Source organism: Pseudomonas sp. B6001, from assembly GCF_013386015.1.
GTDB lineage: Bacteria > Pseudomonadota > Gammaproteobacteria > Pseudomonadales > Pseudomonadaceae > Aquipseudomonas.
The window spans coordinates 148,857-163,506 of record NZ_JACAOX010000002.1 but is presented as its reverse complement, the minus strand read 5'-3'; the positions used below and the strand labels follow the sequence as shown (position 1 = coordinate 163,506).

Genomic DNA, 14,650 nt, shown 5'->3' with positions numbered 1-14,650 from the left:
CCACATGGGTTTTGCGTTGCTTATAAGGTCAGGGTCAGGCGTTTTACCAGCGCCCCCGGCAGCAGATTGGATGACGTATTGCGCTGGCTATACGTACTCGCCGACAGCAGCAATTCCCGATCAGCGGTCAGCGCTTCCAGTTGCGAGCCCAGCAGGCTGTACACGCTGTCATCAAAACGCATGGTGCTGACCGGCGCCTTGATCTCGCCGTCTTCGACCCAGAACGTGGCGAAGCGGGTCATGCCGGTCAGGCGCGCGGCGGGCTGGTCGGAGTAGTTCAGGTACCACAGGTTGCTGATGTACAAGCCGGTGCCCAATTGCTTGAGGATATCGGACTGGGCCAGGTCGCCGGCCGCCATCTGCAGGGCGCTTGGAGATTCATCGCCGCTGGCGCCATTGGTGCTCAAGCCGTATTCGGCGGCACTGCGGGAGTTCACCAATTGGCCTTCAGCCTTGCCGGCATTGATCAGCTTCACATCACTGCGCGGATAGCCGTCACGGGAAAACGCCGAACTCAGGGAGCCGCTGACCTGTTCGTCCAGGGTCACCAGCGGGCTCAAGGACTGATCACCGCCATACAACCGTTGCAACGGGCTGCCTTTGCTGGCGATGGCCTGGGCGGAAAACCCGCCCCAGGTCAGCATGCTGATGATCTCTTCCATGGCCGCCGGTGCCAGGTAGGCGCGGTATTGCCCCGGTGCCAGCGGGTGCAGCGGGCGACCAAGGTATTCCAGTTGCTCACGGGCCTGCTTGAAACGCTGGGCGAAGGCCACGCTGTCCCAATCGTTGCCGGCGTAGCTGGCTTTCACCGCTTCACCGTTGGCGTGGAACAGGCTGAAGTCGAAGTTGAAACTGTTGGCCTGGTGCCAGCCGAAGGCGCCTGATGAACTGGCGAAACCACGGCTGATAGGGCCGGCGGCGTAGAAGCCGACCATGTCCACACCTTCAGCGGCCAGGCTGACTGCTTCCAGCACCTGGGCCAGGTCCGGCAGCGGTCGGTCCTGCTGGTCCTTGTTTTGCCAGGCGTTGTGGTTGAGCAGCAGGTACGGATCCTGGGGCAACAACGGCAAGGTCTCGCGCAGTTGTTGCAGGCCGTCGGCCAGGCGCTGGCGATCCAGTTCAGGCTCGCCCGCCAGGGTGATACCGAGGTCGGCGTGGCGCCCGTCGTTGATCAGCTTCAGGTTCAGGCTGGCCTGTTGCACCTGGCCGGCCTGGCGCACTTTGCCGTGGTTGAAACGCACAAACTCGGAGGACTCGTCGGCGTAGCCGAGGTGGAATTGTTCGTGGTCGGTGATGGCCTGCTTGAGCCAATCCACCAGGGCTTTGAAATTATTCATCAGGCGTCTCCCCCGAACACGTCCACGTTGCTGAACACACAGGCCGGCGACGCATGGCCGACGCGGATCACCTGGTTGGGTTCGCCCTTGCCGCAGTTCGGCGTGCCCAGCACCTTGAAGGTGCTGGCGTCGCCGACGGCGCTGAGGTTGCGCCAGAACTGCGCGGAAATCGCCCGGTAGTTGGGGTTCTTCACCACGCCTTTGAGTTCGCCGTTTTCAATCAACTGGCCCCACTCGCAGCCAAACTGGAATTTGTTGCGTGCATCGTCAATCGACCACGAACGGTTGGTGGACATCAGGATGCCGTTCTCGATGCCGCCAATCAGCTGCGTCATGTTCTGGTCGCCGGCCTCGATATTCAGGTTGGCCATGCGGTCGATCGGCGCGCGGTTCCAGCTGCAGGCGCGGCTGTTGGCCACGCCTTGCATGCCGGCGCGGTATTGCGACAACGCACCGCCCAACGGCTTGAGCAGCAAGCCTTCGCGGATCAGGAATTGTTTGCTGGCCTTCGTGCCGTCGTCGTCATGCCCATAGCTGGCGAGCTGCTCGGGAATGTCCGGATCGAAGGTCACGTTCAGCAGGTTGGAGCCGTATTGCAGGTGACCGAAATCGCTGGCCTTGACGAAGCTGGTGCCGGCGTAATTGCGCTCGTCGCCCAGGATGCGGTCCAGTTCCAGCGGGTGGCCGATGGATTCGTGGATCTGCAGGATCATCTGGTCGGGCGTCAGCAGCAGGTCGCGTTTGCCGTTGGGCGTGTTTGGCGCCAACAGTAATTGCAGGGCGCTGTCTGCGACTTTTGGGGCCGCGCCCACCAGGCCGAAGCGGCTGATCACGTCAAAGCCGCCTTGCTGGCCGAAGTTGGTGCCGCCCAGGGTGCGGGTCTGGCTGTCATTGCCGTCGTAGGCCGTGACGTTGACACCCGGGAACACAAACCGCTGGGCCTGGCGCAGTTCGGCGCCGGCGCTGTTGAGGTAGATCTGTTCGACGTGGGTGGTGCCCAGGCTGACTTCCCAGTTCACCAGGCGCTCGTCCTTGGGCACGGCGGCCGATTCGGCGCCGAGCAGTTGGTAGCAGTCGCTCAGGGACGGGAAGGGCTGGTCGAGGCTCGGCGACAGGTAGTCGGCAATGTCGCTGGACACTGGCTGGTCGCGCAGGTCGAGCAGGGCGTGGGGCTTGATGAGCCGGGCTTGCTGTTCGGCGCGCTCAAGGGCGGCTTGCAGGCCGGGCAGGGAAATGTCGTGAGTGGCGGCGTAGGCTTCGACGCCATTGAGGCGCACGGTGAGCATCGCGCCTTCGTCCTGGCTGAGGTGTGGCGGCTCGGCGACGTTCTTGCGTACCGACAGGTACTGGCCGGACTCGCGGACGTAGCGCAGGGAAAAGAATTCGGCGGTAGTGCGCAGGGCACTGAACTGCTTTTTGAGTGTGGCGTGGTGTTCGAACATGGGGCCTTCCTTGTGGGCGGCTCGGCGCGGGCAGGCAAACAGAGTAGGCCTGGGCTGGGAGCTGATCAAGGAAAGTGTAGGCGGGCGGGAGGTCTTGCGGTGTCAGATCGGGCCTCTTCGGGAGCAAGCCCCCTCCCACATTTGATCGGGTTCACACGATCAAAAATGTGGGAGCGGGCTTGCTCGCGAAGGGAGCACCTCGGTCCATCAGTTACTGCGCTGTAGGACCCACTTCACGCATCGGCTTGCCACGCACCGGCGCATCGCCTGCCACGTAGTAATCCGCAGTGCTGCGCGGCAGTGGCTTGCGGCCACGGATCTTGTCGGCGATTTTCTCGGCGATCATGATCGTCGGCGCGTTCAGGTTGCCGGTGGTGATGATCGGCATGATCGACGCGTCAACTACGCGCAGACCCTGCATGCCATGCACACGGCCTTCGGCGTCAACCACGGCCATCTCGTCGGTGCCCATCTTGCACGAGCAGGACGGGTGGAACGCGGTCTCGGCGTGCTCACGGATAAACTTGTCCAGTTGCTCGTCGGTCTGTACGTCGATACCCGGGCTGATTTCGCGGCCACGGTATTGGTCCAGTGCCGGCTGCTGCATGATTTCACGGGTCAGGCGGATGCCGTCGCGGAATTCCTGCCAGTCCTGTTCAGTAGACATGTAGTTGAAGAGGATGCTCGGGTATTCCCGTGGGTTCTTCGACTTCAGCTGCACGCGGCCACGGCTCGGCGAACGCATGGAACCCATGTGCGCCTGGAAACCGTGCTCTTTCACACCGTTGCTGCCGTTGTAGTTAATCGCTACCGGCAGGAAGTGATACTGGATGTTCGGCCAATCGAACTCTTCACGGGTACGGATGAAACCGCCCGCTTCGAACTGGTTGCTGGCGCCGATGCCGGTGCCGTTGAACAGCCACTCGGCACCAATGGCCGGCTGGTTGTACCAGAGCAGCGACGGGTACAGCGAGACCGGTTGGGTGCACGCGTATTGCAGGTACAGCTCAAGGTGATCCTGCAGGTTTTCGCCGACGCCAGGCAGGTCGTGGACCACCGGAATGTCGAGGCTTTCCAGCAGTTTCGCCGGGCCAACACCGGAGCGTTGCAGCAGTTGCGGCGAAGCGATTGCGCCGCTGCACACCAGGACTTCCTTGCGGGCACGGGCTTCAACACGTTCTTCGGCAGCACCGATCAGGTAGCGAACGCCAACGGCGCGCTTGCCTTCGAACAGGACTTTGTCGGTCAGGGCATGGGTGACGATGGTCAGCGTCGAGCGCTTCTTGGCCGTGTCCAGGTAACCGCGAGCGGTGCTGGCGCGACGACCGTTTGGCGTCACGGTACGGTCCATCGGGCCGAAGCCTTCCTGCTGGTAGCCGTTCAAGTCTTCGGTACGTGGGTAACCGGCCTGTACGCCGGCTTCAACCATCGCGTGGAACAGCGGGTTGTTGCCGGCCTTTGGCGTGGTCACGCTGACCGGGCCGTCGCCACCGTGGTAGTCGTTCGGGCCGATGTCGCGGGTTTCGGCTTTACGGAAATACGGCAGGCAGTCCAGGTAGGTCCAGTCTTCCAGGCCCGGCAGTTTCGACCAGTTGTCGTAGTCCATCGCGTTGCCGCGGATGTAGCACATGCCGTTGATCAGCGAGGAGCCGCCGAGGCCCTTGCCGCGACCGCACTCCATCCGGCGGCCGTCCATGTGTGGCTCTGGATCGGTTTCGTAGGCCCAGTTATAGCGGCGGCCTTGCAGCGGGAACGCCAGGGCGGCTGGCATCTGGGTACGGAAATCGAAACGATAGTCCGGGCCGCCGGCTTCCAGCAGCAGGACGGTGACGCCTTCGTCTTCGGTCAGACGGGTCGCCAGGGTGTTACCGGCAGAGCCGGCACCCACAATGATGTAGTCGTATTCTTGGGACATTAAATGCACCCTCGTGAAAGTTGGTTCAGGCTGCTTTTGTGGCGAGGGAGCTTGCTCCCGTTCGACTGCGCAGCAGTCGCAAAGTCAGCGCTCGAGTTCTGTCTGAAAGAACTGCGGTACCTGGCATGGGGCTGCTTCGCGGCCCGACGGGAGCAAGCCCCCTCGCCACATGGGCCATGCCAGGCTCAATCAGGTTTTAGAACACCGAGGCGTAGTCGCCCAGCTCAACCTGTACCGATTTGATGCGAGTGAAGTTGTTCAGCGAGCTGATCCCGTTTTCACGGCCCACGCCCGACTGCTTGTAGCCGCCCACCGGCATCTTCGCGTCGGACTCGCCCCAGGCGTTGATCCAGCAGATACCGGCTTCCAGCTGATGAATCACGCGGTGGGCGCGGTTCAGGTCCTTGGTCACCAGGCCAGCGGCCAGGCCGAAGTCGGTGTCGTTGGCGCGGCGGATCACTTCTTCTTCGGTGTCGTAGGTGAGGATGCTCATCACCGGGCCGAAGATTTCTTCACGGACGATGGTCATTTCGTCGGTGCAGTCAGTGAACACGGTCGGGGCCACGTAGGCACCCTTGGCGAATTCACCGTCGGTCAGACGGTCGCCGCCGCACAGCACGCGGGCGCCTTCTTCTTTACCTTTGGCGATGTAGCCGAGCACGCTTTCCATGTGGGCGAAGCTGACCAGCGGGCCGAAGTTGGTGTTTTCATCTTCCGGGTTGCCGATGCGGATGCGGGCAACGCGCTCGGCGATCTTGGCTTCGAACGCGCCTTTGAGGGCGGTCGGAACGAACACGCGGGTGCCGTTGGTGCAGACCTGGCCCGAGCTGTAGAAGTTGGCCATCATCGCGATGTCGGCGGCGCGGTCGAGGTCGGCGTCGTCGAAAATGATCAGCGGGGATTTGCCGCCCAGTTCCATGGTGACTTCCTTGAGCGAAGAGCTCGAAGCGCTGGCCATGACTTTCTTGCCGGTGTCGGTGCCGCCGGTGAAGGAGACTTTCTCGATGCGCGGGTGTTCGGTCAGCCAGGTGCCGACTTCACGGCCGCTGCCGGTCAGGACGTTGAACACGCCATCCGGAACGCCGGCGGCGGTGTAGATTTCAGCCAGTTTCAGGGTGGTCAGCGAGGTGACTTCGCTTGGCTTGAAGATCATCGCGTTACCGGCCGCCAGGGCAGGTGCGGATTTCCACAGGGCGATCTGGATCGGGTAGTTCCATGCGCCGATACCGGCCACGACGCCCAGCGGCTCGCGACGGGTGTAGACGAAAGAAGTGTCACGCAGCGGGATCTGCTCGCCTTCGATGGCGGGCACCAGGCCTGCGTAGTATTCCAGCACGTCAGCGCCGGTGACGATGTCGACGTATTGGGTTTCGGAATACGGCTTGCCGGTGTCCAGGGTTTCCAGGGCGGCCAGTTCGTCGTTGCGCTCACGCAGGATGTCGACGGCACGACGCAGGATGCGCGAACGCTCCATGGCAGTCATGGCGGCCCAGATTTTCTGGCCCTTTTCGGCGCTGACCACAGCGCGCTCGACGTCTTCTTTGGTGGCGCGTTGCACGTTGGCGAGAACTTCACCGTTAGCCGGGTTGATGGCTTCGAAAGTGGCATCGCTGCCAGCGTCGGAGTAGCCGCCGTTAATGTAGAGTTTTTGCAGTTCGAAACGGGCCATAAAGTCCTCGCAAGTGCATTAGTGGTTGGCGCGGTTCGGGAGTTGAGCGTTTATGTGTGCTCTAACTCACCTGCTTGGCCAATTGGAAATCCATGTATTCGTAAGCGATCCGTTGCGCCTGCTCCGTGTCGAAAGCGTCTCCCGACAGGGCGCCGCGCAACCACAAACCGTCGATCAGGGCCGCCAGGCCTCGGGCTGCGCTGCGTGCCTCGGGCAACGGCAACGCTCGGCGGAACTGGCAACACAGGTTGGAATACAGACGGTGATCGTTGATCCGCTGCAGCCTGTGCAATGACGGGTGGTGCATGCTGGTGGCCCAGAAGGCCAGCCAGGTTTTCATAGCCGGGCCGTTGACTTGGCTGGCGTCGAAGTTGCCTTCGATGATCACCTGAAGATGGGCCCGCGGGCTGTCATCTTTCAGCGCCAACCGGCGCTCGGTGACGTTCTCGATCAGCACGTTCATCAGGTACCGCATCGTGGCGGCGATCAGGCCATTCTTGTCCTGAAAATAGTGACTGATGATGCCATTCGAGACACCGGCCAGACGGGCGATCAGCGCAATGCTGGCATCCCCCATTCCGACCTGATCGACGGCCGTCAATGTGGCTTCGATCAACTGCTGGCGGCGTATGGGTTGCATACCGACCTTGGGCATCGTGCACCTCTCCTTAGGCCTGCCAACGGGCGATAAACGTCCGTCGGCTTGAGGGCCAGTCTATTTTGTTTTGATTGAACGTTCAATCAACAAAGAATAAGATCTGCGACAAATGGTCGCTGCCTACAGGTATTTCCTACGTGCATGTGGCGCCACCTGACATCGGGAAAACCCATGAAACAGCCCGGCACAGCGGTTCGCCGGGGGTTTATGGTTTTTCGGGGTGTCTTTATACACCCGTCCGTCGACTGCCGAAAAATCGATGGCTCGGGTCAAGCGTTGCCTTGTGTTTCTCTGCACTGCCCGGAGCATCTGTGCCATGAGTTCTGCCTCTCTTATAAAGACCCCGCCAGAAAAGGTGCGGGTCAACGGTTGGGTGTTCTACACCTCCACCGCGCTGATTCTGTTGTTGACCGCGATTCTGATCATCGCCCCGCAGGAAGCCGGCAGGATGCTCGGTGTGGCCCAAGCCTGGTTGTCGAAAAGCTTTGGCTGGTACTACATGGTCGTGATCGCCGCCTACCTGGTGTTTGTGGTGGGCCTGGCGTTTTCGTCCTATGGCAAATTGAAACTGGGCAGCAAGGACGACACCCCGGACTTCAGCTACGGCGCCTGGGCCGGCATGCTCTTCTCGTCGGGCATCGGCATCTCGCTGCTGTACTTCGGCGCCTCCGAGCCGCTGGACCACTACTTCAACCCGCCTGAAGGCGCGTCGGCCACCGGCGAAGCTGCACGCCAGGCGTTGCAGTTGACGTTCCTGCACTGGGGCCTGCACGGCTGGGCGATCTACGCACTGGTCGGCCTGGCCGTGGCGTACTTTGCCTACCGTCATAACCAGCCGCTGGCCCTGCGCTCGGCGCTGTACCCGCTGGTGGGCGAGCGTTGGGTCAAAGGCGCGGCCGGTCACGCGGTGGACGGCTTCGGCATGTTCGTGACCCTGCTGGGCCTGGTGACGAACCTGGGGATTGGCTCGATGCAAGTGTCGTCCGGGCTGGAAAACCTGTTCGGCATGCAGCACAGCAACACCAACCTGCTGATCGTGATCATCGTGATGAGCACCGTGGCGACCATTGCCGCCGTGTCGGGTGTGGAGAACGGCATTCGCCGCCTGTCCAACCTGAACATCGTGCTGTTCAGCGGCCTGCTGATTTTCGTGCTGCTGTTCGGCCCGACCCTGCACCTGCTCAACGGCTTCGTGCAGAACATCGGCGACTACATGAACGGCATCGTGCTGAAGACCTTCGACCTGTACGTGTACGAAGGCGACGCCGACAAGACCGAACGCTGGATGGGCCTGTGGACCCTGTTCTACTGGGCCTGGTGGATTTCCTGGGCGCCATTCGTGGGCATGTTCATCGCGCGTATTTCCCGTGGTCGCACGGTGCGTGAACTGGTGGCCGGCGTGCTGCTGATCCCACTGGGCTTCACCCTGGCGTGGCTGTCGATCTTCGGCAACTCGGCCCTGGACCTGGTGGTGAACCATGGCGCGGTGGAGTTGGGCAAGACGGCGCTGGAACAGCCGTCCATGGCGATCTACCAACTGCTTGAGCATTACCCGGCGTCGAAAATCGTCATCGGTGTGTCGATCTTCGTCGGCTTCGTATTGTTCCTGACCCCGGCGGATTCCGGCGCGGTGATGATGGCGAACCTGTCCTGCAAGGGCGGCAACGTTGACGAAGATGCGCCGCACTGGCTGCGGATTTTCTGGTCGGCGGTGATCACCCTGGTGACCATCGGCCTGCTGTTCGCCGGTAACTTCGAAGCCATGCAAACCATGGTGGTGCTGGCGGGCTTGCCGTTCTCGGTGGTGCTGGTGTTCTTCATGTTCGGCCTGCACAAGGCGATGCGCCAGGACGTGGCGATCGAGTTGGAGCAGGCGCAGTTGGCCGAGCGTGGTCGGCGTGGTTTCAGCGAGCGTTTGACTGCCCTGGACCTGCAACCGAGCCAGGGTACCGTGCAACGCTTTATGGACAAGCACGTCACGCCGGCGTTGGAAGAAGCGGCGACTGCGTTGCGTGACCAGGGGCTGGAAGTGCAGACCCTGCTGGGCAAATCCAAGCGCTGCATTGGTGTGCGCATCGAGATGCAAGAGGGCAATCCGTTTGTCTACGAGGTCAGCCTGGATGCTTATTCGTCGGCACCGAACGACTTGCCCGAGGAAGAACGCACGCGCTACTACCGCGCCGAGGTTTACCTGCACAACGGGCCTCAGGAATACGACCTGATGGGCTTCACCCAGGAGCAGATCACCCGGGACGTGCTCGATCAGTTTGAAAGCCATCGGCAGCTCCTTGGCCGTGTCTATAGCTGAGTGTTGAAAGGACAGGTGGTGTCGTTACTGACACCACCTGAGCAAAATGTGGGAGCGGGCTTGCTCGCGAATGCGCAGTGTCAGTCAGTACATCTGACACTGATACACCGCATTCGCGAGCAAGCCCGCTCTCACATTTATTTTGTGGTGTCTGTTAGCCCAGGTTCTTGCCCAAAAGGGCGTGATAGAGCTCGCTGTCACCCAGAATCCCCACCACCTTGTTGTCGTCCTGCAGCACCAGCTTGTTGCCTGTCTGGTACCGAATCTGCAACGCATCGCGCATCCCGATATTCGAATCCACCAGCGTCGGCATCCGGCCCAGGCCCTCCACCGATTGCCCCGGTGCCCAGTTCTGCAAGTTCAGCACCGAACCGTTCTGCCGCGCGCCCTTGATGGTGTTGCCTTCGGCCAGGTCCAGCCACGAGTCACCGCCCGGGTCCAGGCTGATGGAGCCGTTGACGTGGGTGCAGTTATCCACCGTGCGCATCAGGCTGCGGCCACACAGCACATTCAGCGGGTTGGTGTGGGCCACGAAGGTCCGCACATAGTCATCCGCCGGGTTCAGCACGATCTCTTCCGGCACGCTGTACTGGATGATCCGCCCGTCTTTCATGATCGCGATGCGGCTGCCGAGTTTCAGCGCCTCATCCAGGTCGTGGCTCACGAATACGATGGTCTTGCTCAGCTTGCGTTGCAGCTCCAGCAACTCATCCTGCAAGCCCTGGCGGATCAGCGGGTCGAGTGCCGAGAAGGGTTCGTCCATCAACAGGATATCGGCGTCCATCGCCAATGCGCGGGCCAGGCCGACACGCTGCTGCATGCCACCGGAAAGCTCGTCGGGCTTCTTGTTGCGCCACTGCGACAGGCCCACCAGTTCCAGCTTGTCGTCCACCAGCTTGCGTCGTTCTTTCTCCGGGCGGCCCTGCATCTCCAGGCCGAAGCTGATGTTCTCGCGCACCGTCAGCCAGGGCATCAGGGCGAACTTCTGGAACACCATGGCGATGCGCTGGGTGCGCATCATTTTCAGCTCGGCGGGGGTGCAGGATGCGATGTCGATCTGGCGACCCTCATGCTCCACAAACAGCTTGCCGCGGCTGACGGTGTTCAAGCCATTGATGCAGCGCAACAAGCTCGACTTGCCCGAACCGGACAGGCCCATCAGCACGCAGATCTCGCCTTTCTCGACATCCAGGCTGGCGTTTTCAACGCCGACAATCTGCCCGGTCTTTTTCAGGATCTCGTTGCGCGTCATGCCCTGGTCCAGCAGCTTGAGCGCCTCGCGTGGGTCTTTGGAGAAGATCACGTCGACATTTTCGAATCGGATAATGCTCATGCATCACCCCCTACTTTGGCGTCGGGTTGTTTGCAGATGCGGTCGAGCATGATGGCCAGCAGTACGATCGCCAGGCCGGCTTCAAAGCCCAGGGCGATGTCGGCGGTGTTCAGCGCGTTGACCACCGGTTTGCCGAGGCCGTCGGCGCCCACCAGGGCCGCGATCACCACCATCGACAACGACAGCATGATGCATTGGGTAATGCCGGCGGCGATGCTCGGCATGGCGTGGGGCAGTTCGATCCGCGAGAGCAACTGACGGCGCGAGCAGCCAAAGGCCTTGCCGGCGTCCATCAACTCTTGCGGTACATCACGGATACCCAGGTAAGTCAGACGGATAGGCGCGGCAATCGCAAACACCACCGTGGAAATCAGCCCGGGCACCACACCCAGCCCGAAGAGGGTCAGGGTAGGGATGAGGTAGACGAAGGTCGGTACGGTCTGCATCAGATCGAGCACCGGCCGCATCAGGGTGTAGAACATCGGTTTGTGCGCGGCAACAATGCCCAGCGGCACGCCGATCACCACGCAGACCAGGGTGGCGAACAGCACTTGCGCCAGGGTCTCCATGGTTTCCTGCCAGTACCCCAGGTTGAGGATCAGCAGGAAGGAGGCGATGACAAAAACGGTCAGGCCCCATTTGCGTTGAATGAAGTGAGCGAGCAGCGCAATCAGACCGATCAATGCCAGTGGATTGAACCAGGTCAGCGCGAACGTCACGCCGTGGATCATCGTTTCCAGGGTCGATGCGATTGCGTCGAAGTAGGCGGCCCCGTGTTGGGTCAACCACTCAACGAAGGCAGCGATGTACTGGCCTAGCGGGATTTTATGTTCAGTCAGCATGGTAGTGAATGTCCACATGCGAAGAGGAAAAACATCCCGGGCCAGCGTACCGGCCCGGGGTCAGCGGTTACTTGGCGAGGTAAGCTTTGACGGCCTCCAGTCCTGGTTTGCCATCGACCGTGGTGACACCGGCGAGCCAGGTGTCGAGCACTTGCGGGTTCTTCTTCAGCCACGCCTTGGCGGCGGCGTCAGGCTTCATTTTGTCGTCCAGGACATTACCCATCAGGGTGCTTTCCATGTTCAGGGTGAACGACAGGTTTTTCAGCAACTGGCCCACGTTGCTGCATTCCTGGGTGTAGCCCTTGCGGACGTTGGTGTAGATGGTGGCCTGGCCGTAGTTGGGGCCGAATGAATCATCACCCCCGGTCAGGTACTTCATCTTGAAGCGGGTGTTCATCGGGTGCGGTTCCCAGCCGAGGAACACGATGGCCTGGTCGCGCTTGGTGGCGCGTTCCACCTGCGAAAGCATCCCGGCTTCGCTGGATTCGACCACTTTGAAACCGGCGGTTTTCAGGCCGAAAGCGTCCTTGTCGATGAGGGTCTGGATGGTCCGGTTGCCGTCGTTGCCCGGCTCGATCCCGTAGATCTTGCCGCCCAGCTCATCCTTGAATTTGACGATGTCGGCGAAGTCTTTCAGGCCCTTGTTGTACAGCGCTTCCGGTACGGCCAGGGTGTACTTGGCGTTTTCCAGGTTGGCGCGCACGGTTTCCACGGTGCCGGCATCACGGTACTGCTTGATGTCGTTTTCCATGGTCGGCATCCAGTTGCCGAGGAAGATGTCCATGTTCTTGCCGTCGGCCAGGGACTTGTAGGTCACGGGTACTGAAATCATCGTGGTGCGGGGTTTGTAGCCGAGGCCCTTGAGGACTTCGCTGGTGGTGGCCGTGGTGACGGTGATGTCGGTCCAGCCGACATCGGAGAAGTTGACGGTCTGGCATTGCGCCGGTTCTGCAGCGTGAGCCACGACTGGCAGACTCAGCATGGCGGCCAACAACAACGACGGGGAACCTTTCATGGGGGTGGACTCCTGGTGTTTTTCTGGCGGCAATAACACCGCGCTTATAGGTGTTGCGGTTGGGCGTGCGGCACAGCTCTGCCACGCAACTGTGCAAACGAGTCGAGACTGATCATGTACCAGTGAAAATCTGACGCCTACAGGGGGCGTCGTATCCAGTACAGGGATGGTCGTATCCAGTGTCGGTGACGTCGCTTACAGATTTTTTCCACGGCAAAACTGCACTTTTTACCGATCTGCACCGCAAAAAACGGCCAAAACGTCGCCTTCCACAACAGCGGCGCTGATGAGCATGGGTACGTCGGTGTGAGACGCCGTGAGCGCCAGCAAAAGCTTGATGATGGCCGCATCTGGGCGGATTGCGACATGAGCGTAGCAGCTCCGTCACCAGGCGTTATGTGCGCCTGGCCTGTGCTCATCGAGGAGTTTCACGGCAATGGCTATCAGCGTTTTCGACCTGTTCAAGATCGGCATTGGGCCTTCGAGTTCTCACACCGTCGGCCCCATGCGCGCCGCGGCGTTGTTCGTTCAAGGATTACGTGAACGTGATGTGTTGGAACAAGTCAGGCGCGTCGAAGTTCAGCTGTATGGCTCCTTATCGGCCACGGGCATCGGTCACGGCAGCGACAACGCGGTGATCATGGGCCTGATGGGCGAGTGGCCGGACGCGATCGATCCGTCACAGATCGGCATCCGCATCGAAACCCTGCGCGAGACCAACACCCTGCTGCTGGACGCACGTTTGCCGGTGCCTTTCTTATGGGCGCGGGACATGCGCCTGATCGACGAAAACCTGCCGTTCCACCCCAATGCCATGACCCTGGTGGTGTTCGGTGATAACGGCGAGCTGCACCGCGACACCTACTACTCGGTGGGCGGCGGATTCGTGGTGGATGAAGCCCAGGCCAAAAGCGGCGTGGCGGACATGGACCGCACCGAGCTGCCCTATGATTTTTCCAGTGCGGTGGAACTGCTGCAGCTGTGCAAGACCCACAACCTGCGCGTCGCTGAGCTGATGTTGGCGAACGAAAAAACCTGGCGCTCGGAAGAAGAAATCCGCAGCGGCCTGATGAAGCTTTGGCGCGCCATGCAGGATTGCGTGGAGCAAGGCCTAAAGCACGAAGGCATCCTTCCCGGCGGCCTCAATGTAAGGCGCCGTGCAGCCAAGTTGCACCGCAGCTTGCAGGAGCTGGGCAAGCCGAACGTGATCGGCTCGACCTTGAGCGCGATGGAATGGGTCAACCTGTTCGCCCTGGCGGTGAATGAAGAAAACGCCGCCGGCGGGCGCATGGTCACGGCACCGACCAACGGCGCGGCGGGGATCATCCCGGCGGTGCTGCACTACTTCATGAAGTTCAGCGAAGAAGTGACCGAGGCCAACGTGGTCGACTATTTCCTCGGCGCGGCGGCGGTGGGCATCCTGTGTAAGAAGAACGCGTCGATCTCGGGTGCCGAAGTCGGCTGCCAGGGTGAAGTCGGCTCGGCGTGCGCCATGGCGGCGGCGGGGTTGGCGGAGATCCTCGGTGCGACGCCGGAGCAGTTATGCAACGCGGCGGAGATCGGGCTGGAGCACAACCTCGGCCTGACCTGCGACCCGGTAGGCGGGCTGGTGCAGGTGCCGTGCATCGAGCGTAATGCGATTGCCGCGGTGAAGGCGATCAACGCGGCGCAGATGGCGCTGCGGGGGGATGGCCAGCACTTCATCTCGCTGGACCGGGTGATCCGCACCATGCGCGATACCGGGGCGGATATGCATGACAAGTACAAGGAAACATCGCGGGGTGGGTTGGCGGTGAGTGCGGTGGAGTGTTGATCCGGAAAGACCGCGTCGCCTGCATTCGCGAGCAAGCCCGCTCCCACATTCGACCGAGTTCCTACTGAAAAAACGCGGTCAAGTGTGGGAGCGGGCTTGCTCGCGAATGCGGTAGACCGGGCAACACTGCTCATAAAGTGAACACCAGAACCAAAAGCGCCACCTTTTAGCGCGTCGCAATTAGATAAGTAGCTCCCGAACGATTTCCCCTCATGACCATCGGTCACCCGTGCTTGTGGTGACAGACTTTTCCCACGTCGTTTCTCTCCCTTCCCACAAGTGCTACCGATCTGCTCACACACCTTGAGCCTGCGTTCT

General features: G+C 61.2%; 10 protein-coding genes. 2 read left to right on the top strand and 8 right to left on the bottom strand.

All coding sequences use genetic code 11. The features are described 5' to 3' along the window. Window positions 1-20 precede the first annotated feature (20 nt). From HX821_RS03040 to betI, 5 genes are all read right to left on the bottom strand, one after another. Complete coding sequence (locus HX821_RS03040; RefSeq protein WP_177035276.1) at window positions 21-1,337, bottom strand: TldD/PmbA family protein; 1,317 nt, start codon at window positions 1,335-1,337, stop codon at window positions 21-23. Next, window positions 1,337-2,779 carry a TldD/PmbA family protein gene (locus HX821_RS03035; protein WP_177035275.1) on the bottom strand — a complete coding sequence of 481 codons (1,443 nt, stop codon included), beginning with the start codon at window positions 2,777-2,779 and terminating at the stop codon, window positions 1,337-1,339. The genes HX821_RS03040 and HX821_RS03035 overlap by 1 nt, the downstream gene beginning before the upstream one ends. 211 nt (window positions 2,780-2,990) lie before the next feature. Further along, window positions 2,991-4,694 (bottom strand): choline dehydrogenase, encoded by a 1,704-nt coding sequence (gene betA, locus HX821_RS03030; RefSeq protein WP_003216899.1) that lies wholly within the window; start codon window positions 4,692-4,694, stop codon window positions 2,991-2,993. A 196-nt stretch (window positions 4,695-4,890) separates the two neighbouring features. Continuing rightward, window positions 4,891-6,363, bottom strand: a complete 1,473-nt coding sequence (gene betB / locus HX821_RS03025; RefSeq protein ID WP_177035274.1) for a betaine-aldehyde dehydrogenase — start codon at window positions 6,361-6,363, stop codon at window positions 4,891-4,893. 61 nt (window positions 6,364-6,424) lie between these two features. Further along, window positions 6,425-7,018, bottom strand: a complete 594-nt coding sequence (gene betI / locus HX821_RS03020) for a transcriptional regulator BetI (RefSeq protein WP_003216902.1) — start codon at window positions 7,016-7,018, stop codon at window positions 6,425-6,427. A 376-nt stretch (window positions 7,019-7,394) separates the two neighbouring features. Here betI and HX821_RS03015 point away from each other — a divergent pair, with 376 nt between their 5' ends. After that, window positions 7,395-9,329, top strand: a complete 1,935-nt coding sequence (locus HX821_RS03015; protein WP_236260840.1) for a BCCT family transporter — start codon at window positions 7,395-7,397, stop codon at window positions 9,327-9,329. Between the two features lie 154 nt (window positions 9,330-9,483). Here HX821_RS03015 and choV read toward each other — a convergent pair whose 3' ends face one another. The 3 genes from choV to HX821_RS03000 form a co-directional block, all read right to left on the bottom strand. After that, complete coding sequence (gene choV / locus HX821_RS03010; protein WP_177027999.1) at window positions 9,484-10,662, bottom strand: choline ABC transporter ATP-binding protein; 1,179 nt, start codon at window positions 10,660-10,662, stop codon at window positions 9,484-9,486. Next, complete coding sequence (gene choW / locus HX821_RS03005) at window positions 10,659-11,504, bottom strand: choline ABC transporter permease subunit (protein ID WP_003216909.1); 846 nt, start codon at window positions 11,502-11,504, stop codon at window positions 10,659-10,661. The genes choV and choW overlap by 4 nt, the downstream gene beginning before the upstream one ends. Window positions 11,505-11,571: 67 nt before the next feature. Further along, the gene (locus HX821_RS03000) at window positions 11,572-12,519 is read right to left on the bottom strand and encodes a choline ABC transporter substrate-binding protein (protein ID WP_003216912.1); all 948 of its coding nucleotides are present in this window, start codon (window positions 12,517-12,519) and stop codon (window positions 11,572-11,574) included. A gap of 436 nt (window positions 12,520-12,955) precedes the next feature. On the opposite strand from HX821_RS03000, the gene HX821_RS02995 reads away from it, so the two are divergent. Continuing rightward, window positions 12,956-14,332, top strand: a complete 1,377-nt coding sequence (locus tag HX821_RS02995; RefSeq protein WP_177020218.1) for an L-serine ammonia-lyase — start codon at window positions 12,956-12,958, stop codon at window positions 14,330-14,332. Window positions 14,333-14,650: the final 318 nt, after the last annotated feature.